Annotated in this window: 26 protein-coding genes; 15 read left to right on the top strand and 11 right to left on the bottom strand. The window is 69.5% G+C overall.

Features of this window, described 5'->3' with window-relative positions:
• Window positions 1–4: 4 nt before the first annotated feature.
• From rimI to pssA, 3 genes are read right to left on the bottom strand one after another with little or no spacing between them, the layout of a single operon-like run.
• Window positions 5–490 (bottom strand): ribosomal protein S18-alanine N-acetyltransferase, encoded by a 486-nt coding sequence (gene rimI / locus ASD78_RS04630; protein ID WP_055908744.1) that lies wholly within the window; start codon window positions 488–490, stop codon window positions 5–7.
• The gene (locus ASD78_RS04625; RefSeq protein ID WP_056098696.1) at window positions 487–891 is read right to left on the bottom strand and encodes a hypothetical protein; all 405 of its coding nucleotides are present in this window, start codon (window positions 889–891) and stop codon (window positions 487–489) included. The genes rimI and ASD78_RS04625 overlap by 4 nt, the downstream gene beginning before the upstream one ends.
• Entirely contained in the window at window positions 888–1,679 is a 792-nt protein-coding gene (gene pssA, locus ASD78_RS04620) for a CDP-diacylglycerol--serine O-phosphatidyltransferase (protein ID WP_056098694.1), read from the bottom strand. The genes ASD78_RS04625 and pssA overlap by 4 nt, the downstream gene beginning before the upstream one ends.
• 109 nt (window positions 1,680–1,788) lie before the next feature.
• On the opposite strand from pssA, the gene ASD78_RS04615 reads away from it, so the two are divergent.
• The 4 genes from ASD78_RS04615 (at window position 1,789) to ASD78_RS04600 (ending at window position 4,801) form a co-directional block, all read left to right on the top strand.
• Window positions 1,789–2,220: a DUF4124 domain-containing protein gene (locus tag ASD78_RS04615; RefSeq protein ID WP_055908756.1), complete on the top strand. Its 432-nt coding sequence runs from the start codon at window positions 1,789–1,791 to the stop codon at window positions 2,218–2,220.
• A gap of 7 nt (window positions 2,221–2,227) precedes the next feature.
• On the top strand, window positions 2,228–2,506 hold the full coding sequence (locus ASD78_RS04610) for a DUF4124 domain-containing protein (RefSeq protein WP_056098693.1): 279 nt from the start codon (window positions 2,228–2,230) through the stop codon (window positions 2,504–2,506).
• A 70-nt stretch (window positions 2,507–2,576) separates the two neighbouring features.
• Entirely contained in the window at window positions 2,577–4,295 is a 1,719-nt protein-coding gene (locus ASD78_RS04605) for a proline--tRNA ligase (RefSeq protein WP_056099809.1), read from the top strand.
• Between the two features lie 131 nt (window positions 4,296–4,426).
• On the top strand, window positions 4,427–4,801 hold the full coding sequence (locus tag ASD78_RS04600) for an H-NS histone family protein (protein WP_082559901.1): 375 nt from the start codon (window positions 4,427–4,429) through the stop codon (window positions 4,799–4,801).
• Window positions 4,802–4,968: 167 nt separating this feature from the next.
• Here ASD78_RS04600 and ASD78_RS04595 read toward each other — a convergent pair whose 3' ends face one another.
• Window positions 4,969–6,240: a threonine/serine exporter family protein gene (locus tag ASD78_RS04595; protein WP_055908764.1), complete on the bottom strand. Its 1,272-nt coding sequence runs from the start codon at window positions 6,238–6,240 to the stop codon at window positions 4,969–4,971.
• A gap of 101 nt (window positions 6,241–6,341) precedes the next feature.
• Between ASD78_RS04595 and ASD78_RS04590 the strand changes: the two genes are divergently transcribed.
• The 5 genes from ASD78_RS04590 to ASD78_RS04570 all read left to right on the top strand — a co-directional run bounded on the left by ASD78_RS04590 (window position 6,342) and on the right by ASD78_RS04570 (window position 10,825).
• The gene (locus ASD78_RS04590) at window positions 6,342–7,460 is read left to right on the top strand and encodes an MlaE family lipid ABC transporter permease subunit (RefSeq protein ID WP_056098691.1); all 1,119 of its coding nucleotides are present in this window, start codon (window positions 6,342–6,344) and stop codon (window positions 7,458–7,460) included.
• Window positions 7,457–8,278 carry an ABC transporter ATP-binding protein gene (locus tag ASD78_RS04585; protein ID WP_235565901.1) on the top strand — a complete coding sequence of 274 codons (822 nt, stop codon included), beginning with the start codon at window positions 7,457–7,459 and terminating at the stop codon, window positions 8,276–8,278. Before ASD78_RS04590 ends, ASD78_RS04585 begins: the two co-directional genes overlap by 4 nt.
• Window positions 8,279–8,305: 27 nt before the next feature.
• Window positions 8,306–9,043: a CPBP family glutamic-type intramembrane protease gene (locus tag ASD78_RS21780; protein WP_200944126.1), complete on the top strand. Its 738-nt coding sequence runs from the start codon at window positions 8,306–8,308 to the stop codon at window positions 9,041–9,043.
• Window positions 9,044–9,224: 181 nt separating this feature from the next.
• Complete coding sequence (locus ASD78_RS04575; protein WP_056098689.1) at window positions 9,225–10,151, top strand: MlaD family protein; 927 nt, start codon at window positions 9,225–9,227, stop codon at window positions 10,149–10,151.
• Window positions 10,148–10,825: an ABC-type transport auxiliary lipoprotein family protein gene (locus ASD78_RS04570; RefSeq protein WP_056098687.1), complete on the top strand. Its 678-nt coding sequence runs from the start codon at window positions 10,148–10,150 to the stop codon at window positions 10,823–10,825. The genes ASD78_RS04575 and ASD78_RS04570 overlap by 4 nt, the downstream gene beginning before the upstream one ends.
• Before the next feature lie 7 nt (window positions 10,826–10,832).
• Here the strand turns inward: ASD78_RS04570 and ASD78_RS04565 are convergent, their stop codons facing one another.
• Window positions 10,833–11,630, bottom strand: a complete 798-nt coding sequence (locus tag ASD78_RS04565) for a 4'-phosphopantetheinyl transferase superfamily protein (protein ID WP_056098685.1) — start codon at window positions 11,628–11,630, stop codon at window positions 10,833–10,835.
• Window positions 11,631–11,760: 130 nt separating this feature from the next.
• Here ASD78_RS04565 and ASD78_RS04560 point away from each other — a divergent pair, with 130 nt between their 5' ends.
• Both ASD78_RS04560 and ASD78_RS04555 read left to right on the top strand, forming a co-directional pair.
• On the top strand, window positions 11,761–13,407 hold the full coding sequence (locus ASD78_RS04560; protein WP_055908780.1) for an electron transfer flavoprotein-ubiquinone oxidoreductase: 1,647 nt from the start codon (window positions 11,761–11,763) through the stop codon (window positions 13,405–13,407).
• 12 nt (window positions 13,408–13,419) lie between these two features.
• Window positions 13,420–14,061, top strand: coding sequence for a hypothetical protein (locus tag ASD78_RS04555; protein ID WP_056098683.1), 642 nt, complete (start codon window positions 13,420–13,422; stop codon window positions 14,059–14,061).
• A gap of 43 nt (window positions 14,062–14,104) precedes the next feature.
• On the opposite strand, the gene ASD78_RS20540 is transcribed toward ASD78_RS04555, so the two are convergent.
• From ASD78_RS20540 to ASD78_RS04540, 4 genes are read right to left on the bottom strand one after another with little or no spacing between them, the layout of a single operon-like run.
• Complete coding sequence (locus ASD78_RS20540) at window positions 14,105–14,266, bottom strand: hypothetical protein (protein WP_156087582.1); 162 nt, start codon at window positions 14,264–14,266, stop codon at window positions 14,105–14,107.
• Between the two features lie 35 nt (window positions 14,267–14,301).
• Window positions 14,302–15,276, bottom strand: coding sequence for a UDP-glucose 4-epimerase GalE (gene galE, locus ASD78_RS04550; protein ID WP_156087581.1), 975 nt, complete (start codon window positions 15,274–15,276; stop codon window positions 14,302–14,304).
• A gap of 39 nt (window positions 15,277–15,315) precedes the next feature.
• A complete protein-coding gene (locus tag ASD78_RS04545) occupies window positions 15,316–15,951 on the bottom strand; it encodes a CoA transferase subunit B (protein WP_055908787.1) in 636 nt (211 codons plus the stop codon).
• Between the two features lie 55 nt (window positions 15,952–16,006).
• On the bottom strand, window positions 16,007–16,744 hold the full coding sequence (locus tag ASD78_RS04540; protein ID WP_056098679.1) for a CoA transferase subunit A: 738 nt from the start codon (window positions 16,742–16,744) through the stop codon (window positions 16,007–16,009).
• A gap of 116 nt (window positions 16,745–16,860) precedes the next feature.
• Here ASD78_RS04540 and ASD78_RS04535 point away from each other — a divergent pair, with 116 nt between their 5' ends.
• The gene (locus ASD78_RS04535) at window positions 16,861–17,769 is read left to right on the top strand and encodes a hypothetical protein (protein WP_056098677.1); all 909 of its coding nucleotides are present in this window, start codon (window positions 16,861–16,863) and stop codon (window positions 17,767–17,769) included.
• A 34-nt stretch (window positions 17,770–17,803) separates the two neighbouring features.
• Here the strand turns inward: ASD78_RS04535 and ASD78_RS04530 are convergent, their stop codons facing one another.
• Window positions 17,804–19,216 (bottom strand): mannose-1-phosphate guanylyltransferase/mannose-6-phosphate isomerase, encoded by a 1,413-nt coding sequence (locus ASD78_RS04530; protein WP_056098675.1) that lies wholly within the window; start codon window positions 19,214–19,216, stop codon window positions 17,804–17,806.
• A 134-nt stretch (window positions 19,217–19,350) separates the two neighbouring features.
• Here ASD78_RS04530 and ASD78_RS04525 point away from each other — a divergent pair, with 134 nt between their 5' ends.
• The 3 genes from ASD78_RS04525 to ASD78_RS04515 all read left to right on the top strand — a co-directional run bounded on the left by ASD78_RS04525 (window position 19,351) and on the right by ASD78_RS04515 (window position 22,023).
• A complete protein-coding gene (locus tag ASD78_RS04525; RefSeq protein WP_056098674.1) occupies window positions 19,351–20,151 on the top strand; it encodes a D-hexose-6-phosphate mutarotase in 801 nt (266 codons plus the stop codon).
• A 187-nt stretch (window positions 20,152–20,338) separates the two neighbouring features.
• Window positions 20,339–21,085, top strand: a complete 747-nt coding sequence (locus ASD78_RS04520; protein ID WP_056098672.1) for an electron transfer flavoprotein subunit beta/FixA family protein — start codon at window positions 20,339–20,341, stop codon at window positions 21,083–21,085.
• Window positions 21,085–22,023 (top strand): electron transfer flavoprotein subunit alpha/FixB family protein, encoded by a 939-nt coding sequence (locus ASD78_RS04515; protein WP_056098670.1) that lies wholly within the window; start codon window positions 21,085–21,087, stop codon window positions 22,021–22,023. The genes ASD78_RS04520 and ASD78_RS04515 overlap by 1 nt, the downstream gene beginning before the upstream one ends.
• 95 nt (window positions 22,024–22,118) lie before the next feature.
• On the opposite strand, the gene ASD78_RS04510 is transcribed toward ASD78_RS04515, so the two are convergent.
• Window positions 22,119–24,413 (bottom strand): reprolysin-like metallopeptidase, encoded by a 2,295-nt coding sequence (locus ASD78_RS04510; RefSeq protein ID WP_055908812.1) that lies wholly within the window; start codon window positions 24,411–24,413, stop codon window positions 22,119–22,121.
• Window positions 24,414–24,665 lie beyond the last annotated feature (252 nt).

Here is a 24,665-nt window from a genome sequence, read left to right as displayed (position 1 = left end):
GCGCTTATTCCGGCGGCAGCAGTTCGATCGCCATTACCAGCGCGTCCTCGCGGCCGTCGCGGGCCGGGTAGTAGCGCGGGCGGCGGCCGATCTCGTTGAAGCCTTCGGCGTGATAGAGCGCGATCGCGCCCGGGTTGGACGGACGCACTTCCAGGAACACGCGCTCGGCGCCGCGGCCGCGCGCGATCTGCATCAGCGCGTGCAGCATGCGGCGGCCGTAGCCGTGGCCCTGCTGCTCGGGGGCGACGCAGACGTTGAGCACGTGGGCCTCGCCGGCGGCCAGGCTCAGCAGGAAATAGCCGAGGATGCGCTCGCCGCTGTACAGCACCCAGGACGGGTAATCCGCGCGCAGGCAGTCGCGGAAGATGCCCAGGGTCCAGGGGAATTCGTAGGCGCGTATCTCGATCGCATGGACCGCGTCGAGATCGTCCTCGCGCATCGGCCGCAGGGCCGCGGCCGGCGATTCGCGTTCGACGGCCTGCGCGCTCATGGGCGCGGACCCCGGCGCAGGCTGCGCAGCAACGGCCACAGCGCGCGCTTGGCGGCCGGAGAGCCGCGCAGGGCCGCGGCGTCGTACAGGGCCAGCACGGCTTCATCGGGCGCGTCGCCGGGGCGACGGCCGGCCGCCCGCAGCACCGCGCGCAGCAGGGCGTCATCGCCGCCACGCGCCGCGGGCGCGGGCCGTGCGCGCTCGGGCGCGGGCGCGGGCGCGTCCGCGGGCATGCGCTCGTGGGCGGCGCGCGGGCCAGGTGCGCGCTCATGCCCGGGAACGCGCGCGGGCGCGACCTCAGGCGCCGCGGGCGCCGCCTCGGGCGCGGCGCCGGCCAGCGCCAGCGCCGGATGCCCCAGCGCCTGCAGCCATTCGCGCTGCTGCGCGCTCCACAGGCTCACGTGCCGGTCCCCGCGCCGGACCCCACGTCGGTCGGCGGCAGTCGGCGCGCACGCCGGTACAGGGAGTACACCGGTCCGGACAGGGCGTACGGGGCGAAGATCAGCAGCAGCACGCTGGGCGGATCGATCGCGATCGCGATCACCACCACCACCACGATCAGAATCGCCAGGAACGGCACCCGGTCGTGCTTGGGACCGCCGCCCTTGAAGCTGAAATAGCGCAGCCGGCTGACCATCAGCAGGCCGGCGATCACGGTCACCGCGAGCGCGGCGTAGCGCAGCTCCTCGCCGGTCCAGCCCAGTTCGTCGCAGGTCCAGACGAAGCTGGCGACCAGTCCGGCCGCGGCCGGGCTGGCCAGGCCGATGAACCAGCGCTTGTCGACCTGGCCGACCTGGGAATTGAAGCGCGCCAGCCGCAGCGCGGCGCAGGCCGCGTACAGGAAGGCGGCGATCCAGCCGATCTTGCCCAGCATCGGGCCATCGTGCTTCATCGACTCCAGCGCCCAGTGGTACATCACCAGCGACGGCGCCAGGCCGAAGCTGATCAGGTCGGCCAGCGAGTCGTACTGGACCCCGAACTCGCTCTGGGTATTGGTCAGGCGCGCGACCCGGCCGTCGATCCCGTCCAGGATCGCGGCGATGAAGATCGCGATGCAGGCGTCGCCGTAGCGGCCCTGGGTGGCGGAGATGATGGCGTAGAAGCCGGCAAACAGGCCGCCGGTGGTGAACAGATTCGGCAGCAGATAGATGCCGCGTCCGCGCGGTCGGGGCGTAGGCGTAGGTTCCATAACGGAAGTGTAGCGCTTGCCTGCACGCCGTCGCGGTGCTGCAATCGGCATTCCCCCTGGTTTTGCCCTACCCACCACCGTCCAGCACCGACCCTGCCCGGAGCCGACCATGTCCTGCCCGTCCCGTATTTCCCCCCTCCGCCCGTCGCTCCGCGCGTGGCTAGGCGTCGCGCTGCTGGCGCTGGCCCTGCCCGCGGCCGCCGGCGAGGTCTACCAGTGGAAGGACGCCAACGGCGTCACCCACTACTCCGATTCGCCGCCGCCGAACCAGAGCAACGTCAAGGGCCGCCAGATCCAGAACAAGACCGGCGCGCCCTCGGTGACCCAGGCCAAGCCGGCCGAAAGCGCCGAATGCACCACCGCGCGCAACAACCTCAAGCAGCTCCAGGGCAGCGCCCCGATCGGGCTGGACACCGACAAGGACGGCAAGGCCGACACCGCTTTCACCCCGGAGCAGCGCGCCGCCCAGGTCAAGCTGGCCGAGGCCTCGATCGGCGCCTACTGCAAGCCGGCCGCCGCCGCGGTCGCGACCCAGCCGTAAGCGCGCTTTGAAACTGGGCTGGGCCATCGTCGCGGGCATCGTGCTCGGCGCTGGCCTGGCCTGGTGGACCGCACGCGACACCCCGGCCGAGGCCGCTCGCGCCCAGGCTGCTCACGCCCAGGCCGGCGCCGATGCCCGCGCCGAGGCCGCCGAGCCGCCGCTGTACCGCTGGCGCGACGCCGCCGGCCGGCTCCAGATCACCGAACGCCCGCCCAAGGGCCGCCCCTACGAGCGCCTGCAGCGCCAGCCGCGGGACGGGATCGAGGTCCACGGCGACCGCGATTGACCCCCCGCATTCGCGCGCCGGTCGCGCGCACGGCAGAATGTCGGTCTCCCTCAGGTTCGAATGCCCGCCGATGCGTCTGTCGCAGTTCCACCTCCATACCAGCAAGGAAACTCCCGCCGAAGCCGAAATCGTCAGCCATAAGCTGATGCTCAAGGCCGGCATGATCCGCAAGCTCGCCGCCGGCCTGTACACCTGGTCGCCGCTGGGCCTGCGCGTGTTGCGCAAGGTCGAGCGCGCGGTGCGCGAAGAAATGGACGCCGCCGGCGCGATCGAAGTGCTGATGCCGACCGTGCAGCCGCGCGAGCTGTGGGAAGAGACCGGGCGCTGGGAGAAATTCGGCGGCCAGCTGCTCAAGCTCAAGGACCGCAAGGAAGCCGAGTACTGCTACGCCCCGACCGCCGAGGAGGTCATCACCGACTTCGCCCGCAACGAGCTGTCCAGCTACAAACAGCTGCCGGTCAATTTCTATCAGGTCCAGACCAAGTTCCGCGACGAGATCCGCCCGCGTTTCGGCGTGATGCGCGCGCGCGAGTTCCTGATGAAGGACGCCTACTCGTTCCATCTCAGCGACGAGGACCTGGGCCGCGAGTACCGCAACATGTACGACGCCTACGGCCGCATCTTTACCCGCCTGGGCCTGCAGTTCCGCGCCGTGTTCGCCGACACCGGCGCGATCGGCGGCAGCGCCTCGCACGAATTCCACGTCGTCGCCGATTCGGGCGAGGACGCGATCGCGTTCTCCGACGGTTCCGATTACGCGGCCAACGTCGAACTGGCCGAAGCGCTGGCGCCGGGCGCGCGCGCCGCGGCCAGCGAAACGATGCGCAAGATCGACACCCCGACCCAGAAGACCTGCGAGGACGTGGCCGCGCTGATGGGCGTGGCGCTGGCGCGCACGGTCAAGTCGGTGGCCGTCCTCGGCGCCGACGCCGACGGCCAGCCCCAGTTCGCGCTGGCGCTGGTGCGCGGCGACCACGCCGTCAACGAAATCAAACTGCGCAAACTCGCCGGCCTGGGCGAATACCGCCTGGCCAGCGAGGCCGAGATACTCGAACACCTCGGCGCGAATCCCGGCTTCCTCGGTCCGGCGAATACCGCGAAGAAAATCCGCGTGATCGCCGATCGCAGCGTCGCGGCCATGGCCGACTTCGTGGTCGGCGCCAACGAGAACGGCTACCACCTGGCCGGCGTCAATTGGGGCCGCGACCTGGCCGAGCCCGACGAGGTCGCCGACATCCGCAACGCGGTCGAAGGCGACCCCTCGCCGGACGGCAAGGGCACGCTGCGGATCGGGCGCGGCATCGAGGTCGGCCATGTGTTCCAGCTGGGCCGCAAGTACGCCGCGGCGATGAAGCTCAGCGTGCTCGACGAGACCGGCAAGGCCGCGGTCCCGGCCATGGGCTGCTACGGCATCGGCGTGTCGCGCATCGTCGCCGCGGCGATCGAGCAGAACCACGACGAAGCCGGTATCTGCTGGCCCGAGGCGATGGCGCCGTGGGCGGCGGTGGTGTGCGTGATCAATCCCAAGAACGACGCGGCCGTGGCCGACGCCGCCGCGGCGCTGTACCGCGACCTCAACGCGGCCGGCATCGAAACCGCGCTGGACGACCGCGGCCTGCGCCCGGGCGCGATGTTCGCGGACATGGAACTGATCGGCATCCCGCACCGGATCGTGGTGTCCGAGCGCGGCCTGGCCGCCGGCACCTACGAGTACCGCCAGCGCCGCGCCGCCGAGGCCGAGAACCTCGACCGCGAGCGCCTGTTCGCGCGTCTGCTGCCGGCCGCCTGAGCCGGATTATCGGGTCTTGAAACTCCCGGGATACTCCCGGGAGATTTACGCGGACTGCCTGGCCGATTAACATGGCCGGGCGTGCCATGGACCGGCTCATAATCCAACCCGATATTCAACCGGAGCCATCCATGTCGATCGATCTGAACTCGCTGTCCGCGAAAGAACTCGAATCGCTGATCGCGCAGGCGAAAAAGCGCAAGACCACGCTCAACAAGCGCAAGCCGATCACGGTCGTGCGCAAGAAGCTGACCCAGCTCGCTAAGGCCGAGGGTTACGACATCGCCGAGCTGTTCGGCGGCGCCCCGGCGCCGCGCGCGGCCAAGTCGGCCGCAGCCAAGCCGGCCGCCGCGCGCAAGGCGCGCAAGCCCCTGGGCAAGGTCGCGCCGAAGTACCGCAACCCGGCCAATACCGGCGAAACCTGGACCGGCCGCGGCAAGCAGCCGCGCTGGCTGGCCGCCTATACCGGCAACGGCCGCAAGCTCGACGAGTTCCTGATCAAGTAAGTCTGGCGCGGCCATCCGCACCGCGGCAACGAAAACGCCGGCCTCGCGCCGGCGTTTTCCGTTATCGGTCCCGCGATATCCATCACGATTATCGGCCAGGTAATCGCAGGAATCTGAACCGTATATCGCGCCGATTATCCGGTGCCCGCGCCGCGCCGATCCGACGGTTACAGATTGCGCCGCGCCGGCAGCAGCAGGTTGCCGAACAGCAGGCCGGCGATCAGCGCCAGCAGGATGTTGATCACCGCCAGCACCGCGTCCTGGCCGACCTCCATGTCCTGCTGCTGGATCAGGGTCAGCAGGCCGCGCAGGCTGGCGCTGCCTGGCACCAGCATGATGATCCCGGGTACGCGCACGATCGCGCCGGGGCGGTTGCCCCAGCGCGCGTAGGCGTTGCCGACCGCGGTCAGGGTCAGCGCGGCCAGGAAGATGCCGGCCGGGTTGCCCCAGGCCTCGCCGGCGAAGCGCGAGATCAGATAACCGGTCGCCGCGGCCGCCATCACCTTGGGGTAATCGCTGCGGTGGGCGCGGAATAGCACCGCGAACGCATACGACGCCACCGCCAGTCCGCACCATTCGACCCAAGCCGGCTGCGGCCGCGAGGCCCGGATCGCCGGCTCCAGGCCGACCAGGTCGGCCAGGTACAGGGCGATGATGGTGCCGACCGCGAGCTTGACCACCGTGGTGACCGCGCCGGCGAAGCGCGCCGTGCCCGAGACCAGATGCTGGCTGGTGAGTTCGTTGACCGCATTGGTCAGCGCCATGCCCGGCAGCAGCACGATCAGTGAGGCAATGATCACCGTGTTCTGGTTCAGCGGCACCAGGAACGCCGCGACCAGCACGGCGACCATCGCCGCGACCATCGCCGCGACCGCGTCCACCGCTTCCTTGAAGCGCGGCCGCGCACCCGACCATTCGATCAGCAGGCCGGTCAGCAGGCCGTTGACCCCGGCCGTGGCGATGTCCGGCCAGGGCAGCCGCAGCAAGCCGCCGACCGCGGCCGCGGCCAGACCGAACGCGATCACCTGCATCGCCCGCCAGCGCGCGCTGCGCGGCCGGTCCAGCGCCTGCAGCGCGGCATGGCCGGCGGCGAGGTCGAGCCGCCCGGCCATCACGTCCTCGGCGATGCGGTCGGTTTCGCTGAGCTTGTACAGGTCGTTCTCGCCCGGCGGCATCCGGATCACGCGCGTGGTGTCGCTTTCCCCGGGCGGGCGGTTGGGGTCGCTGAAGGTCAGGATCAGGCCGGTCGGATTCGACCAGGGCTCGCACTCCAGCCGCAGCCGCTGCGCCACCGCCGACACCGCGCCCTCCAGGCGCTGCGCGGTGGTGCCGTAGGCATGCAGGCGTTCGGCCAGTTCGACCACGAAGCCGATGCGTGCGGCGTAACTGGTCGCGCTCAAGGGGGCGGGCGGCGCGCTCGAGGAGGCTGATGTCGACATGCGCGGAAGGATCGCATGCGGACCCCTGACTTGGGCAGAACGATGTGCCTACAGGACACTCACCTCGCTGTGCCTAGCCTGTATCCTCCGCCCGAGGCCCTATGACCGCACCGTCCACGCACACGCCGCAGATCGCCGCCGACGCCCGGACGCCGTCGCGATTGCGGCTATCCGGACGCTGGACGCTGGAGAACGCCAACGCGATCTCGGCCGCGCTGCACGGCGCGCCGCACGAGGCGACCACGGTCGACGCCGGCGCGGTCGAGCGGCTGGATTCGCTCGGCGTGCTGCAGCTGATGCGCTTCGCGCGCCGGCGCGGACTCGACTTCGACGCCTTCGCCTTCCACGACAACCATCGCGCCCTGGTCAACGCGATCGAGGACGTTTCCGACGAGCGCCCGAAGAAGAAGCGCGAATACGGCGTCTACGCCGCGCTCGCGCGCCTGGGCTACGCGGTCACCGACAACTGGAAGGAAGTGCTGGCGCTGATCGCCTTCTTCGGCGAAACGCTGGTGAAGATGCTGCGCCTGTTCAAGGAGCCAAGCCGCTTCCGCCCGACCGCGACCGTGCACCACATGGAGCAGGTCGGCCTGGACGCGGTGCCGCTGGTCGCCCTGCTGTGCTACCTGGTCGGCGCGGTGGTGGCGTTCCTGGGCGCGACCATCCTGCGTGACTTCGGCGCGACCATCTTCGTGGTCGAACTGGTCAGCATCTCGTTCCTGCGCGAGTTCGGCGTGCTGCTGACCGCGATCGTGCTGGCCGGCCGCACCGCCAGCGCGTTCACCGCCCAGATCGGCGCCATGGTCAGCCGCGAGGAAGTCGACGCGATCCGCACCCTGGGCATGGATCCGATCGACCTGCTGGTGATCCCGCGGGTGCTGGCGCTGCTGGTGATGCTGCCGCTGCTGACCTTCGTGGCGATGATCTTCGGCCTGCTCGGCGGCCTGACCGTCGGCGCCTACAACCTCGACATCCCGCCGCAGCAGTACCTGGCGCGCATGCACGAGACCATGGAGCTGCGCCATTTCCTGGTCGGCCTGTCGAAGGCACCGGTGTTCGCCCTGCTGATCAGCCTGATCGGCTGCCTGGAAGGCCTGCAGGTCGAAGGCACCGCGCAGTCGGTCGGCGAACGCACGACCTCCAGCGTGGTCCAGGCCATCTCGCTGGTGATCATCATCGACGCCTTCGCCGCGATCTGGTTCATGGAGATCGGATTTTGAACCAGACCATCGACGACCCGCGCGAACACATCGGCGCCGACACCCCGATCATCCGCGTGCGCGGCCTGGTCAACCGCTTCGGCGAGCAGGTCGTGCACGACGGCCTGGACCTGGACGTGAAGCCCGGCGAGATCCTCGGCGTGGTCGGCGGCTCGGGCACCGGTAAATCGGTGCTGATGCGCTCGATCCTGGGCCTGCGCCGGCCCGACGAGGGCCGTATCGACGTGCTGGGCATCGACGCGCGCACCGAGGACCCGGCGCGCCGGCGCGAGATCGAGCGCAACACCGGGGTGCTGTTCCAGGACGGCGCGCTGTTCTCCTCGCTGACCGTGGGCGAGAACGTGCAGGTGCCGCTGAAGGAGTACCACAGCGACCTGCCCGATTCGTTGCGCTACGAGCTGTCGCTGCTCAAGGTCAAACTCGCCGGCCTGCCCGCGGACGCGATCAACAAACTGCCCTCGCAGTTGTCCGGCGGCATGCGCAAGCGCGCCGGGCTGGCGCGCGCGCTGGCGCTGGACCCGCCGCTGCTGTTCCTGGACGAGCCCACGGCCGGGCTGGACCCGATCGGCGCGGCCGCGTTCGACCGCCTGATCCGCACCCTGCAGCAGGCGCTGGGCCTGACCGTGTTCCTGATCACCCACGACCTCGACACCCTGTACGCGATCTGCGACCGCATCGCCGTGCTCGCCGACCGCAAGGTGATCGCCTGCGCGCCGATGGCCGAGATCGAACGGCTCGATCACCCCTGGGCGCACGAATACTTCCACGGCCCGCGCGCGCGCGCCGCCCAGGTCGCGCGCGACAAGAACACCGCCTGACACCGGGCCACGCAAGGACGCACAGGTTTGCTCTCCGCACTCTCCCCCCATATCGCCGCCATCGACCACCTGCCCTGGGCCGCGCTCGCGCTGGCCGCGCTGCTGCTGTGGTGGCCGCGCCTGCGCGTCGCCAGCCTGGTCCTGCTCGCGCTCGCCGGCGCGGCCGGTTTCGCGCTCGGCCAACTCGACGTCCGGGCGCTGATCGCACTGGCGCTGCTGGCGCTGGCCGGCTGGATGATCCTGCCGGCGCGAGCGCAGGCCGCGCGCATCGCCGGGCACGTACTTTTCGTACTGGTCGCGCTCGCGCTGGGTTTTCATGCCGCGCCGGGCTTCCACAATCCGCTCGCGATCCCGCCGACCCGGATCACGCCCGACGCGATCGAATTCAGCATGTACCTCAATCTCGACAAGCCGCTGGTCGGGTTCTGGTTGCTGCTGGCCTGGGGCGGCGTACAGCGCGAGCGTGCGCCGCTCGATTGGTTCAAGGCCGCCTTGCCGGCCTGCCTGGCCGCGGCGGCGCTGTGCCTGGGCCTGGCCTATGCGCTGGGCCAGATCGCCTGGGCGCCGAAGTGGCCGGCCTGGGGCCTGCTGTGGGCGTTCAACAACCTGCTGCTGGTGACCCTGGCCGAAGAGGCGCTGTTCCGCGGCTACCTGCAGGAAGGCCTGATGCGGCGCTGGCGCGAACGGCGCTGGGGCGACGCGGCCGCGATCGCGGTCGCCGCCGTCGCGTTCGGCCTGGTCCATCTGGCCGGCGGCTGGGCCTGAGCGCTGCTGGCCACGGTAGCCGGCGCCGGCTACGGCGTGGCCTATCGCCGGGGCGGATTGCAGGCCGCGATGCTGACGCACTTCGGCTTCAACCTGCTGCACTTCACCGCGTTCACTTACCCCATGCTGGCATGATGTCCGCCACGAACCGCCCCCAGGGGCTCATCGTTTCAGGTGCCTGATGGAAACCAAGGCCAACTACGTCCTCATCGGCGCGTTCACGATCATCGCGACGCTGTTCCTGCTGCTGTTCGCGCTGTGGGCGGCCAAGTATTCGTCGGAGAAGAGCTGGCGCGAGTACGCGGTGATCTTCAACGAGCCCGTCACCGGCCTGTCCGAAGGCAGCACGGTGCAATACAACGGCATCTCGGTCGGCACCGTGAAGCTGCTGCGGCTGGCGCCGGACGACCCGCGCCGGGTGATCGCGCAGCTGCGCCTGCAGGCCGACGCGCCGATCAAGGCCGACACCCGCGCCAAGCTGTCGCTGACCGGCATCACCGGCAGCCCGATCATCCAGCTCACCGGCGGCAGCCCCGGCAGCCCGGCGCTGGCCGACGTCGACCGCCGCGAAATCCCGGTGATCCAGACCGAAGCCTCGGCCCTGCAGAACATCGCCGACACCGCCAATCGCCTGGTCGCGCGCCTGGATCAGGTGCTCAGCGACGAGAACGTCAAGCGCGTGTCGAACACGCTGTCGAACATCGAGGCCATGACCGGCTCGATCGCCGACCAGCGCGAGGACCTGCGCGCGCTGATCGTCAACGCGCGCAAGTCCAGCGAACAGCTGTCGGCGACCTTGGACACCACCAACCAGGCGGTCAAGAACGTCGACCGCGAACTGGTCGCCAAGCTGCCCGGCCTGATCTCCAAGCTCGACAGCACCCTGACCCGCCTCGACTCGGCCGCCAACGGCGCCAACGGCATCCTCAACGACAACCGCGCCGCGATCAGCAGCTTCGCCAACGACGGCCTGGCCCAGCTCGGCCCCACTCTGGCCGAACTGCGCGTGCTGGTGCGCGACCTGCGCCGCATCAGCGACCGCATCGACAGCAATCCGACCCGTTACCTGCTCGGCCGCGACGCCCAGAAGGAGTTCGAGCCGCAATGACCTCCCATGCCCTGCCCCGCCCTTATGCCTTGCTGCGTGCCGCCGCCGGCCTGAGCCTGCTGCTGACGCTGAGCGCCTGTTCGATCCTGGGCGACAAGCCCAAAGAGCGCTCGACCCTGTACGCGCCCGACCCGCGCGTGCAGGCCGACGCCTCCTGGCCGAACGCCGACTGGCAGCTGTCGCTGACCCCGCCGACCTCCGCGCGCATGATCGACAGCCTGCGCATCGCGGTGCGGCCGGCACCGAACGAGCTGCAGGTCTACAAGGGCGCCGGCTGGGCCAAGCCGCCCGGCGAGATGCTGCAGGACGCGTTGCTGCGCGCGCTCGAGGACTCGGGCCGGATCGGCGCGGTCGCGCGCCAGGGCAGCGGCGTCGCCGCCGACTACAAGCTGGTGCTGGACCTGCGCCGCTTCGAATCCGACTACGGCAACGGCGAAGCGCTGCCCTCGGCGACCATCGAAGTCAGCGCCAAGCTGCTGCACAACAGCGACCAGAAGATCGCCGCCGCGCGCACCTTCGTGCAGAGCCAGCGCGCGTCCACCACCGCGGTGCCGGACGTGGTCGCCGCGTTCGACGGCGCCCTGGCCGCGATCACCCGCGACCTCGGCGGCTGGATCCTGAGCAGCGGCAACGCCCACGAGCAGGCCGAGCACCCGCGCAGCGCGCACCGCTGAGGCGCGCTCACACCTCGAAGGTATCCGTCGGCCGCAGCACGCGGCCGGCCGCCGCGCCGCGATAGGGTAGAGCCGGCAGGGTTTCGACCACGATCGCTTCGTCTCCGACGCGCCGGCTGCGCAAGGCGATCGCGCCGACGTGGCCGCTGTCGACGCCGAAACTCCAGAAGCGCCAGGCCGGCGACGCCGCGCCGTTGCGCTGCAGCCGCGGCGCGCCGTCGGCGCCGGGCGCGAACGCGATCCGGCCGAACGGCAGCCGCAAGCCGCGCCCGCTGGCCTTGGCGTAGGCCTCCTTCAAGGTCCAACTGCGCAGGAAGGCATCGCCGCGACGTTCCGGCGCCAGCGCCAGCAGCGCGGCCAGTTCGTCCGCCGCCAGGGTGTACGTCGTCCACAGCTCGCTGGTTTCGCGGCCGCGCACTTCCAGATCCAGACCGGCGCGGCCGCCCGGCGCGACCAGGCAGCCGACCAGGCCGGCGCAATGCGACAGGCTGAACGCCAGTCCCGGCGCCGCCAGCGCGCGCGGACGCCCGTACGCGCCGCGCGCGTAACGCCAGTCCTGCGGCGGCCGCGGCCGGCACGCCGACAGCGCGTGCCGCACCAGCAGGCGCGCGACCAGGCCCTCGCGCCGTACCGCGTCGATCCGCAGCCGATCCAGGCGCGCGCGCTCGTCGTCGCCCAGCAAGCCGCGCTGGGCCTCGTAGAGGGCATCGTGGGCGGCGTCGACCTCGGCCAGGAACAGCCGCGGCGCGGCGTCGCCGCCGGGCGTGCGCGGTTCCAGTGCGGGTCGATCGGCAGGGCTGGCCATGCGCAGGCACCGGGGTGGGAACGTCGCCGAGCATACTGCCGCCGCCGCGCGTGCGGGCCCGGGCGACGCCCGGCTTTGAGCTGAGGGCGCAAACCCGCGACAATTCAGCCTCAGCAAGCGGAGAGCCAGCATGAGCGAACACAGCCCCAACCCCGCGCAGGTCGAACGCGACGTCATGGAGTACGACGTCGTCACCGTCGGCGCCGGTCCGGCCGGCCTGTCGTTCGCGATCCGCCTCAAGCAGCTCAACCCGGAGATCTCGGTCTGCGTGATCGAGAAGTCCAGCACCATCGGCGCCCACATCATCTCCGGCGCGGTGATCGAGACCGGCCCCCTGGACGCGTTGCTGCCGAACTGGCGCGACAACCCGCCGCCGATCTGCGTGCCGGTCACCCAGGACGAGTTCTGGCTGCTGACCAAGGAAGGCGCGCACCGCCTGCCGGTGCCGCCGGGCATGAACAACCACCACGGCAACGTGATCGTCAGCCTGGGCGCGACCTGTGCCTGGCTGGCGCCGCAGGCCGAGGCCCTGGGCGTGGAGATCTATGCCGGCTTCGCCGCCTCCGAGACCCTGCACGACGACGAGGGCCGCGTGGCCGGCGTGCGGATCGGCGACATGGGCGTGGCCAAGGACGAATCGCACAAGCCCGGCTATACCCCCGGCATCGACATCCGCGCCAAGGTCACCGTGTTCGCCGAGGGCGCGCGCGGGCACCTGACCAAGCGCCTGATCAAGCGTTTCGGCCTGGACGCGGACAGCGATCCGCAGGGCTATTCGATCGGCATCAAGGAACTGTGGCAGGTACCGGAAGACCGCGTCACGCCGGGCAAGGTCGTGCACAGCTTCGGTTGGCCGGCCGACAACCGCACTTACGGCGGCAGCTTCCTGTACCACCTGGACAAGGGCCGCATCGCCCTGGGCTACGTCAGCGGCCTCGACTACCGCGATCCCGAGTACAAGCCCTGGGAAGCCTTCCAGCAGTGGAAGAACCACCCGACGGTGAAGCCCCTGCTCGAAGGCGGCAACCTGGTCTCGGCCGGCGCGCGCGCGATCGTCACCGGCGGCTGGCAGTCGCTGCCCAAGGTCGAGATGCCCGGCGCGCTGCTGATCGGCGACACCGCCGGCCTGCTCAACGTGCCCAAGATCAAGGGCACCCACCAGGCGATCCGCAGCGGCATGCTCGCCGCCGAACACCTGGCCGCCTCCGAGCTCGCGCCGGAAGGCTACGACGCCAAGCTGCGCGCCTCGCCGGCGATGGACGAGCTCAAGAAGGTCCGCAACATCAAGCCCGCCTTCAAGCGCGGCCTGTGGTTCGGCATGCTCAACGCGGCCTGGGAAACCGTCACCGGCGGACTCTCTCCGTGGACGCTGAAGAACAAGCCCGACTGGTCCTCGCTGCAGAAGCTCAGCGAAGCCGAAAAGCCCAAGCGCGACTACGTCGACCGCACGCTGGCGCCGCGCGACCGCCTGGCCGGCGTCTACTTCGCCGCCACCGAGCACGACGAAGACCAGCCGGTGCACCTCAAGGTCGCCGACACTTCGATCTGCGTGACCCGCTGCGTCGAGGAATACGACAACCCCTGCACCCGCTTCTGCCCGGCCGGCGTCTACGAGATCGTCGAGGAAGCCGCGGCCGACGGAAGCAGCGCCAAGCGCCTGCAGATCAACGCCGCCAACTGCGTGCACTGCAAGACCTGCGACATCAAGGACCCCTACGAGATCATCACCTGGGTCACGCCGGAAGGCGGCTCGGGGCCGAATTACCAGAATCTCTAGCGCAGCATTCCGATGGCCATCCGAACAGAGCGTGTCCTGCTGACAGTCTGCACGCTCTTGGCCGTCGGCATTATTGTCATCGCCGTCTGGGCCAGCCGCCAGGCGCTTCCGACGCAGCCTCGCAAAGCGCCATGGGTTTCCATTCCAGCTGAGAGCGAGTTCAGCGGCGACCAGTCTTCCAGGGCGGCCCTATTGTCTGTCGCAGGCATGGGACGAGAGTCGACGGATACGAGGGAACTCGCATACTTTTGCGGAGACGCCAGTTATCGGCACATAGAAGAGCGCTACGTCGCCATCTTCGATGTCGGCGCATTCGAGCCCGCATATCGCGTGTCTTTCAATATTCAGGGTATGAACGCTCTGGTCGAGGTAAATCGAGCGCCGCGGTGGCTGGCCACGGGCCAGTCCGGATTCCACCGTACGTATAGTGCGGATATCCACGAGCTGGCCAAGATCCAGGAGGCCTGGAGCGACCCGGCAGTCTGGCTATCGCCGCAAACGGATCAGATCTGTATCCCGGGCGGCAACAGCGTTCTCCAGTCTTGCGTGCATGGTCGATACACATTGTCCAAGCAGGACTGCACCAACACGGCCGTCCAGAAACTCCAGCGCGCAATCGCATCGCAGTTTCCGCTGCAGCCAAACGACCGCTGAGAGGGCGCCGACCGGCTTCGCTAGAAGCGTCATCGATGTCCCACTAACGAAAGAGCCGCCATAAGCCGGTTTGTTCGATGCAGATGCGGCCCCGACCTGTCATAGCGCGCTTGAGCGCCGCGCCGGCCTTCTCTTGCAGCTCGCCCGCGCTGGCGCGCAGCGTGGCTTCAACCCGCGCGAAACCATCGGCAACGATGTGCATCATCGGCATTCGTATCGGAACGGACTCCTAGCCCGGCCCTAGTACGCCGGAGCGCGATGCCAGTTCCAGGCGCTGGCGATGATGGCTTCGATATCGGTATGCTGTGGCGACCAGCCCAGCTGCTCGCGCGCCTTGCGGCTGGAGGCCACCAGCACCGCCGGATCGCCGGCGCGGCGCGGCGCGGTTTCGTAGTCGATCTTGGCGCCGGCGACGCGCGCGGCGGCGTCCAGCACTTCCAGCACGCTGAAGCCCTGGCCGTTGCCGAGATTGAACAGATGCGCGCCGGCGGTCTCGCCCATGAACCTCAGCGCGGCCAGGTGCGCCTCGCACAAATCGTCCACGTGCACATAGTCGCGCACACAGGTGCCGTCGCGGGTCGGGTAGTCGGTGCCGAACACCTTGAGCGCAGGCCCCCGCCCCAGCGCGCTGCGCAGCACGTTCGGGATCAGATGCGTTTCCGGCTCGTGCGCCTCGCCGATGCCGCCCTCGGTCGCGGCGCCGGCCGCGTTGAAGTAGCGCAGACTTACCGAGCGCAGCCCGTAGGCCTGCGCGGCGTCGGCGAGCAGGCGCTCGACCATCAGCTTGCTGGCGCCGTAGGGATTGATCGGGCGGGTCGGATGATCCTCGTCGATCGGCTCGCATTCCGGATGGCCGAACACCGCGGCGGTGGACGAGAACACGATGCGCTCGACGCCGGCCTCGCGCATCGCGCGCAGCAGGTTGAGCGAGCCGACGACGTTGTTCTCGTAGTACAGATACGGCTGCGCCACCGATTCGCCGACCAGCGAACGCGCGGCGAAATGCACCACAGCATCGAAGCGGCGCTGGCCGAACAGCTGCGCCAGCGCCGACGGATCGAGCAGGTCGCCCACCACCAGCTCCGCACCGGCGACCGCTTCGCGATGCCCGGTGGACAGGTTGTCGAACACCGTGACTTGGTGACCGGCCGCCGCAAGGCGCCGGACCATGTGCGAACCGATATAGCCCGCGCCACCGCAGACCAGCACGTTCATGGATTCAACCATCGCGGCGACACGACGCGAGCGTGATAGTCATGCCGCGCGCTTGAACGCCACGCCGGTCTTCTCGCGCAGCTCGTCCTCGCTTACGCCCGGCGCGGATTCCACCAGCACCAGGCCGTCGGCGGTGACGTCCATCACCGCCAGCTCGGTGATGATGCGGTTGACCACGCCCAGGCCGGTCAGCGGCAGCGTGCATTCGGGCAGGATCTTGTGCTCGCCGTTCTTGGCGCTGTGCTCCATCAGCACCACCACGCGCTTGACGCCGGCGACCAGGTCCATCGCGCCGCCCATGCCCTTGACCATCTTGCCGGGCACCATCCAGTTGGCCAGGTCGCCCTTGTCGGTGACCTGCATCGCGCCCAGGATCGCCAGATCGATGTGACCGCCGCGGATCATCGCGAAGCTGTCGTGGCTGCCGAAATAGCTGGCGCCGGCGCGCGCGGTCACGGTCTGCTTGCCGGCGTTGATCAGGTCGGCGTCGACCTCGGCCTCGGTCGGAAACGGGCCGATGCCGAGCAGGCCGTTCTCGGACTGCAGCCACACGTCCATGCCCTCGGGAATGAAGTTGGCCACCAGCGTCGGCAGGCCGATGCCGAGGTTGACGTAGGCGCCGTCGGTGAGTTCCTGCGCGGCGCGCTGCGCCATTTGATCGCGGGTCCAAGCCATGTCGAATTCCTTGAAAGTGTCGTAAGCGTCGAGTCGTCGGAATACCGGGCGCCGCTCAGGCGCGCACGGTGCGCTGCTCGATCCGCTTCTCGGGCGTCGCGTTGAGCACGATGCGGTCGACGTAGATGCCGGGCAGATGGACGTGGTCGGGATCGATCGCGCCGATCTCGACGATTTCCTCGACTTCGGCCACGCAGACCTGGCCGGCCATCGCGCAGGCCGGATTGAAGTTGCGCGCGGTCTTGCGGAACACCAGGTTGCCGGCCTTGTCGGCCTTCCAGGCCTTGACCAGCGAGACGTCGGCCTTGAGCGCGGTTTCCATTACGTAATGGTGACCGTCGAACTCACGCGTCTCCTTGCCGTCGGCGACCACGGTGCCGTAACCGGTGCGGGTGAAGAAGGCCGGGATGCCGGCGCCGCCGGCGCGCAGGCGTTCGGCCAAGGTGCCCTGCGGGTTGAATTCGAGTTCGAGTTCGCCGGACAGGAACTGGCGTTCGAATTCCTTGTTCTCGCCGACGTAGGACGAAATCATCTTGCGGATCTGGCGCGTCTCCAGCAGCAGGCCGAGGCCGAAACCGTCGACGCCGGCGTTGTTGGAGATCGCGGTCAGGCCCTTGACGCCGCTGTCGCGCAGGGCCGCGATCAGCGCCTCGGGAATGCCGCACAGGCCGAAGCCACCGACCGCGAGCGTCTGACCGTCGGCGACCAGTCCCTGCAGCGCTGCCTCGGCATTGGGGAACACCTTGTTCTTCGCGTCGCCGGCGCTGCGCGTCGCGGCAATGGCCTCGGCCATGGGGGAAACTCCTTTGCGGGATAGGCGCAGTTTAGCGCGCCCGGCCGCCGGCCCCCACCGGACCTTAGGGCAATGGTCACTCGTCCCGCGGTGTGGCCCGACGTTAGACTCGGCCCATGAGCAAAATCGCCCTCGTCACCGCCATCGCCGCGACCGGAACGGACACGGATATGGTGCCGTTGATCGAAGCCTGCGCCCGCGCCGGGCTGGCCGCCGAGGTCCGCGCCTGGGACGACCCCAGCGTGGCCTGGACCCGTTACGACGCCGCGCTGCTGCGTTCGCCCTGGGATTACACCGAACGCCTGCCGGAGTTTCTGGCCTGGTGCGAGCGCGTGGCCGCGCAGTCGCGCCTGCTCAATCCGCTGCCGGTGGTGCGCTGGAACACCGACAAACACTACCTCGCCGCGCTGGCCGAGCGCGGCGTGGCGGTGGTGCCCAGCGCCTTCGTCGAACCCGAGGCCGAACCGCTGCCGGCGCTGCAGGCCTTCCTCTCGATGCACGCCGACGCCGCCGAGTTCGTGGTCAAGCCCACGGTCAGCGCCGGCTCGCGCGATACGCAACGGTATGCGCGCGCCCAGGAATTCGCCGCCGCCAACCATATCGCGCGCCTGCTCGACGCCGGCCGCAGCGTGCTGTTGCAGCCCTACCTGGCCTCGGTCGATCGCGACGGCGAGACCGCCCTGCTCTATTTCGACGGCGTCTACAGCCACGCGATCCGCAAGGGCGCGCTGCTGCGCCCCGACACCGGCGCCACCGAAGCGCTGTTCGCGCCCGAGCAGATCGTCGCGCGCGAGCCCGGCGAGGACGAACGCGCGCTCGCGCAGGCCGTACTCGCCGCCGCACACGACGCGCTGCAACTGGATGCGCCCCTGCCCTACGCGCGCGTCGACCTGATCCGCGACGGCGACGGCAGGCCGCAGCTGCTGGAACTGGAGCTGTGCGAGCCTTCGCTGTTCTTCCCGTATGCGCAGGGCAGCGCCGACCGTTTCGTCGCGAGCCTGCAGGCCCGGCTCTCCGCGCATTGAGCGCGACGACGCATCGGCGATCCGAGCGGGCGCCTCAGGAGCGCCCGTACACGTCCTCGAGGCGGACGATATCGTCCTCGCCCAGATAGCCGCCGGACTGCACTTCGATCAGTTCGACCGGCTCGCTGCCGAGGTTGCGCAGACGGTGCACGCTGCCGCGCGGAATATAGGTGCTCTCGTTCTCGCGCAGCTCGAACACCTTGTCGTCGCAGGTGACTTCGGCCACGCCCGAGACCACGACCCAATGCTCGGCGCGGTGCTGGTGCTTCTGCAGGCTGAGCGCGGCGCCGGGCTTGACCACGATCTTCTTGACCTGGAAACGCTCGCCGACGCCGATCGAATCGTAGCTGCCCCACGGCCGATAGACCTTGCGGTGGAACAGGTGCTCCTGACGGCCGGCCGCCTTGAGCTGGTCGACGATGACCTTGACGTCCTGCACGCGGTCCTTGCGCGCGACCAGGGTCGCGTCGGCGGTGTCGACGATCACCAGGTCCTCGACGCCGATGGTCGCGATCATGCGCCGGTCGGACGCCCGCACCAGGCTGTCGCGGGTATCGAGCGAGATCACGTCGCCTTCGTGGCGGTTGCCGTCGGCGTCGCGTTCGGCCACCGACCATAGCGACGACCAGGAACCGATGTCGCTCCAGCCGCAGCTCACCGGCACCACCGCGGCGCGATCGGTCTTCTCCATCACCGCGTAGTCGATCGAATCGCTGGGGCTGGCCGCGAACGCGTCCTGGCCCAGGCGCAGGAAATCCAGATCGGTGCCGGCGCTGGCGAACGCGGCGACCGCGGCGGCGTGGATCGCCGGCGCCAGCCGCAACAGTTCGTCCAGATAGCTGCGCGCGCGGAACAGGAACATGCCCGAATTCCAGGCGTAGGTGCCTTCGGCCAGGTAACGCTCGGCGGTGGCCTGGTCGGGTTTCTCGACGAAACGCTCGATGCGGTAGCCGTCGGCGCCCAGGGCCTCGCCGCGCAGGATGTAGCCGTAGCCGGTTTCGGCGTAGTCCGGACGGATGCCGAACGCGACCAGCCAGCGCTCGTCGCCCAGGCGCATCGCCGCGGCGACCGCATCGCGGAACGCCGCCTCGTCCTCGATCAGATGGTCGGCCGGCATCACCAGCAGCAGCGCTTCGGGGTCGCCGGCCAGCGCATGCAGCGCCGCGGCCGCGATCGCCGGCGCGGTGCTGCGCGCGACCGGCTCCAGCAGGATGCCGCCGCTGCGCACGCCGATCGCCTGCAACTGCTCGCCGACCATGAAACGGTGGTCGTCGGCGCAGACCGTGATCGGCGGCTGCGCGTCGGGCAGCGCATTGGCGCGCAATACGGTTTCCTGAAACAGCGAATGGTCCCCGACCAGCGACAGGAACTGCTTGGGTTGGTTCTGTCGCGAAAGCGGCCACAATCGGGTTCCGCTACCGCCGCTGAGGATGACCGGGTGAAGCATTTCGACTCCGCACTGGGGTTACGCCGTGAAGGGTACCGGATCGCGGACGTGCGTCGGCCGGTCGCCGCCGTCGCCGATGCCCACCGCGCTCAGGCGGCAGTCACGCAGCCTCGGCGCGGCGACGCGGAGGCGGCGTGAACGGCCACGGCGAGCCGGTGCGGCTGCGCGGCGCGGACGGGGCCAGCGCGCTGGTCAGCCGCTACGGCGGCCAGGTCCTGTCGTGGATCTGCGGCGGCCGCGAACGGCTGTACTTGAGCCCGCGTGCGAGCTACGCGCCCGGCCAGGCGATCCGCGGCGGCGTGCCGGTGATCTTTCCGCAGTTTTCCGATCGCGGCCCCGGCCCGCGCCACGGCTTCGCGCGCCTGCGCGAGTGGACGCATGCGGGCGACGGGCGCTTCGGGTTGCGCGACGACGCGGCCGACCACGCGGCGTGGCCGCATCGGTTTCGGGCCGAACTGACGGTCGAGCTGGGCGCGGACTCGCTGGCGATCGCCCTGCGCGTGGACAACACCGGCGCCGAGCCGTTCGCGTTCACCGCCGCGCTGCACACCTACCTGGGCGTGGACGACCTGGCCGCGGTCCGGCTGCAAGGACTGGGCGGCCGTGAGTATTCCGACGCCACTCGCGATGGCGAATCCGGCGTCCAACACGAGGCCGCCCTGCGCTTCGACAGCGAACTCGACCGGCTCTATCCCGGCGTCGCCGGCGGGCTACGGCTGGACGAAGCCGGTCGCCGTCTGCGCATCGACGCCGAGGGCTTCCCCGACACCGTGGTCTGGAACCCGGGCGCCGCGCTCGCCGCCCGCCTGGCCGACCTCGGCGCCGGCGAGCACGCCCGCTTCGTCTGCGTGGAAGCGGCCGCCGCCGCGAGGCCGGTGTCGCTGGCGGCGGGCGCGAGCTGGAGCGGGCGCCAGATCCTGACCGTCGAGGACTAGACGCCGACGCCTCGATCCGTATGGATGGCCGCACGTTGGCTGCAAGCTGAGCGCCGTTCGACCTCGCCCGGCCCTGCCGCGGACATCGGCCCCTCCTGCGCCCACTCACGGTCTCCGTTAGAATTGGCGGTTCTCGGCCCCCGGGCCGCGCACCTCCCAACGGGCACCCCCAAGGAACCCCCGCACGATGAAGATCCTCGTCGGCTACAAGCGCGTGGTGGACTACAACGTCCGCATTCAGGTCAAGCCGGATGGCTCCGGCGTGGTCACCGACGGCGTCAAGCTGTCGGCCAATCCCTTCGACGAAATCGCCCTGGAAGAAGCGCTGCGGCTGCGCGACAAGGGCATCGCGACCGAGGTCGTGGTCGCCACGATCGCCCCCGCCGACGCCCAGGCGCACCTGCGCAACGGCCTGGCGATGGGCGCGAACCGCGCCATCCACGTCGTCAGCGACCAGCCGATCCAGCCGCTGACCGCCGCGCGCGCCCTGCTCAAGCTGATCGAGAAGGAACAGCCGGACCTGGTGATCCTGGGCAAGCAGGCGATCGACGACGACGCCAACCAGACCGGCCAGATGCTGGCCACGCTGTGGGGCCGCCCGCAGGCGACCTTCGCCTCCAAGCTCGAAGTGGAAGGCGGCAAGGCCACGGTGACGCGCGAAGTCGACGCCGGCCTGGAAACGCTGGAAGTCGACCTGCCGGCGGTGGTCACCACCGACCTGCGCCTCAATGAGCCGCGCTTCATCAAGCTGCCGGACATCATGAAGGCCAAGAGCAAGCCGATGGAGTCGATCCCGTTCGCCGACCTCGGCGTCGACACCGGCGACACCCTCAAGACCACCCACTACGCGCCGCCGCCGAAGCGCAGCCGCGGCGTGATGGTCAAGGACGCGGCCGAACTGGTCGCCGCACTGAAGCAGAAGGGGTTGCTGTGATGAGCAAGGTTCTGATCGTTGCCGAACACCTGGGCGGCAAGCTCAACGCCTCGACCGCCAAGTGCGTGTCCGCAGCGCAGGCGTTGGAGCCCGACGCCATCGACGTGGTGGTGCTGGCCGCCGACCCGGCCGGGGTCGCCGCCGAGGCCGCGCAGATCGCCGGCGTCGCGCGCGTGCTGACCGTGGCTAACCCCGCCAACGCCGACGCGATCGCGCAAGTGCTGGCGCCGCAGGTGGCCGCGCTCGCTTCCGGCTACAGCCACGTGTTCGGCCCTTCGACCACCTTCGGCAAGGATCTGCTGCCCTGCGTCGCCGCCCTGCTGGGCGTGGCCCAGGTCTCCGACGTCATGGCCGTCGAAGGCAGCCACACCTTCAAGCGTCCGATCTACGCCGGCAACGCCATCATCACCGTCGAGGCCCCGGCCGATCACACCGTGGTCGCCACCGTGCGCACCGCGTCCTGGCCGGAAGCCGGCAAGGGCGGCAGCGCAGCGGTCGAAGCGGCCACCGCCGAGGCGACCCTGCCGAGCCACACCCGCTTCGTCGGCCTGGCCGCCGGCAAGTCCGACCGCCCCGACCTGCAAAGCGCCAAGCGCGTCGTCTCCGGCGGCCGCGGCGTCGGCTCGGCCGAGAACTTCAAGATCATCTACGACTTCGCCGACAAGCTCGGCGCCGCCGTCGGCGCCTCGCGCGCCGCGGTCGACGCCGGCTACGTGCCCAACGAGCTCCAGGTCGGCCAGACCGGCAAGATCATCGCCCCGGAGCTGTACGTCGCGATCGGCATCAGCGGCGCGATCCAGCACCTGACCGGCATCAAGGACGCGGGCACCATCGTCGCGATCAACAAGGACGGCGACGCGCCGATCTTCGAGATCGCCGACATCGGTCTGGTCGGCGATCTGTTCGCGTTGTTGCCGGAGCTCGAAAAGGCGCTGTGATCGCTAACGCCTGAGCTACGAAAAAGGCCGCCCGAGGGCGGCCTTTTTTGTTGCACCGGTTGCGCGCCATGGACGGCGCGGAACGCGAGCGCGGATCAAGGCTGCAAGGTCCAGTCCGCGGCGTACTGGCCGACCTGGGCCTGATTGAAGCCGGTGCCGGTGCCGATCCACATGAACAAGCCGCGGTCGCTCGGACGCAGCCAGATCAGGTCGCCGAAACCATCGCCGTTGTAGTCGCCGCTGGTCGCGAAGGTAAAGTTGGTCGGCGTGCCCTGGGCGAAGGAACCCATATAGCTGGCACCGTCCATGCGCCAGTAAGCCATGTAGGTATTGGCGGCATTGCGCCAGATCAGATCGGCCTTGCCGTCGCCGGTCACGTCGACCGCGCTGACCAGCGTCCAATCCGCGCTGTACTGACCGATCTGGGCGACGGTGAATCCGGAGCCCGCGCTCAGCCACATCGACATGGTGCGCGTGCTCGGCGAGTTCCAGATGATGTCGACCTTGCCGTCGGCGTTGAAGTCGGCGATCGCGGCGATCAGGTAGTCCGCGGGCGGCGTGTAGCTCTGGCCGCCCTTGTAGGTCGGGCCGTCCATCAGCCAGTACGCGAAATAACCGGCCTGCGGCTGACGCCAGAAAATGTCGTCCTTGCCGTCGCCGTCGATGTCGCCCTGCCCGGCCACCACCCAGCCGTCCGGATACTGGCCGATGGTGAACGGAACGAAGCCCGCCGCCTGCGACTGATACGAGAACAGCATGCGGTCGGAACTGCGCCGCATCAGGATGTCGGCTCGGCCGCTGGCCGTCGAACGGCCGATCGTGGCCGGCGTCAGGGTCGGGCTCAATCCCTGGTTGTAGCCGCTGGCGATCGTGGTGCCGTTCATGCTCCAGTAGGCGAGCGCGCCCAGCGATTGGTTCCACCACACCAGATCCGACTTGCCGTTGCCGTCCATGTCGTTGCGCGCACGGCTCGGATTGCTCGGGATCACGCTGGCGCGGAATCCGGCGACGATCGGCATCGTGAGCGTCATGCTGCGCACATTGTCGGACTGGTTGGCGACGCCGGTGGGACGTCCCTGGTAGCTGATGTTCGGGTTGGCGAAGTAGCGGATCGCGACCTGGCTGCTGCCGGGCAGGCGGTAGGCCATGACGGTGTAGAAACCGCTAGTCGAAGTCTCGCGATAGCCGTAGGAATAGACGTGCGCACCGGTGCTGCTGCTGTCTTCCTGGTTGTGCGCCTGGCCCATGTTGTGGCCCAGCTCGTGGGCCAGGGTTTCGTCGCGGCAGAAGTAGGTCTTGTTGTCGCCTTCGTCGAGGTCGTTGCCGTCGCTGACCACCGAATAGCCGAACGGGCTGTCGCTGTTGTCGATGCCGGTACCGCCGCCGCCGATCAACCAGGCGATGCCGCAGCCGTCGTTTTCGGGGGTGCGGAACTTGCGCACCAGCGACACCAGGTCGGCGCCGATCTGGTCGCGCAGCGTGCGCAAGGTAGTAAAGGCCGGGTCGACCGGAATCGTACCGGTGCCGCCCTTGTAGCCGGTCAGCTTCTCCAGCGCGTCGCCGTTGTCGGTCGCGTCCGGATAGTTGACCTGCAAGGTGCCGACCAGACGCAGGGTCGCCGGGACCTGGCTGTTGATATAGGCCTGGTTGGTGACGTCGACCACGTTGTTCAGACGGGTGACCGCCTGCGACTCGCCGCCCAGCGATGCCGCCAGGCCGGTGGTATAGCCGAGCAGCACGTCGACGGTGGTGGCGGCCGTGGCGGCCGGCTCGGCGCCCGCGGCTGCGGTCATGGGGCCGGAGCTGGTGCCGATCGAACTGGCCAAGGACGGCGGGACGAAGTAGTCCGGCTCGGCGCCGGCGACGTCGTGCGAACCGGGCAGCTTGCTGCGGTCGGTGCTGACGAACCAGGAGCGGCCCTGGGCCATGGTCAGGCGCAGGTTGTTGCCGTTGCCTTCCGGGACCACGCCGAACACGGCCTTTTCGCCGAAGGTGATGATGGCTTCGTCGCCGACGCCGGCGCCGTCCAGACGGCCGACCCAGGTCCAGTTGCCGTCGGCATGTTCGATGTGGCGTTCGTAGTTCAGCTGCAGCTTGCGGCCATCGGGCGCGGTAACGACCATCTGGCCGTCGGCGATCGCCCGCATCGCGTGATCTTCGCTGATGCTGACCGGGTAGGAGGTGTAGGCGCCTTCGCGACGAATCGCGCTGCGGCGGTCGTAGCCCAGCAGCACGCCGGTATCGGCGAGCTTGGCGTAGCCGGCGCGCGCCGGTTGCGGGGCGAAGCGCACGGTCCGCGCGACCTGGGCGCGCTGCGGCTGCGATCCGGTATTTCGAGCATCGCTGCGCGCGCCGCTCGACGTGTCCTTGCCGGTCTCGGCGGGGTCCATGCTGCAGGCCGCAAGGCCAAGCAGGGTGACGGCCAATACTAGATGTCGCACGGTGTTTACCCCGAGGTTTGGCCCGCGCGCCGTGTGCGCCGGGCTTCGGCACAAGAATAGCGCCAAAATCCGCGGGTCAATGCGACGGAAGCAGCAAACCGCGCCGATACGGGGGTCCGGTCGACGGGCCGTTTCCGAGCGCGCCAGCTATCTGAATGGCCCTGGCTACCGTCGAGAGGCAGGGGCCGGCCCAGGGTCTCT

This window comes from Lysobacter sp. Root667 (genome assembly GCF_001427715.1).
Lineage (GTDB): Bacteria > Pseudomonadota > Gammaproteobacteria > Xanthomonadales > Xanthomonadaceae > Lysobacter.
This window is presented reverse-complemented; position numbering and strand designations above follow the sequence as displayed.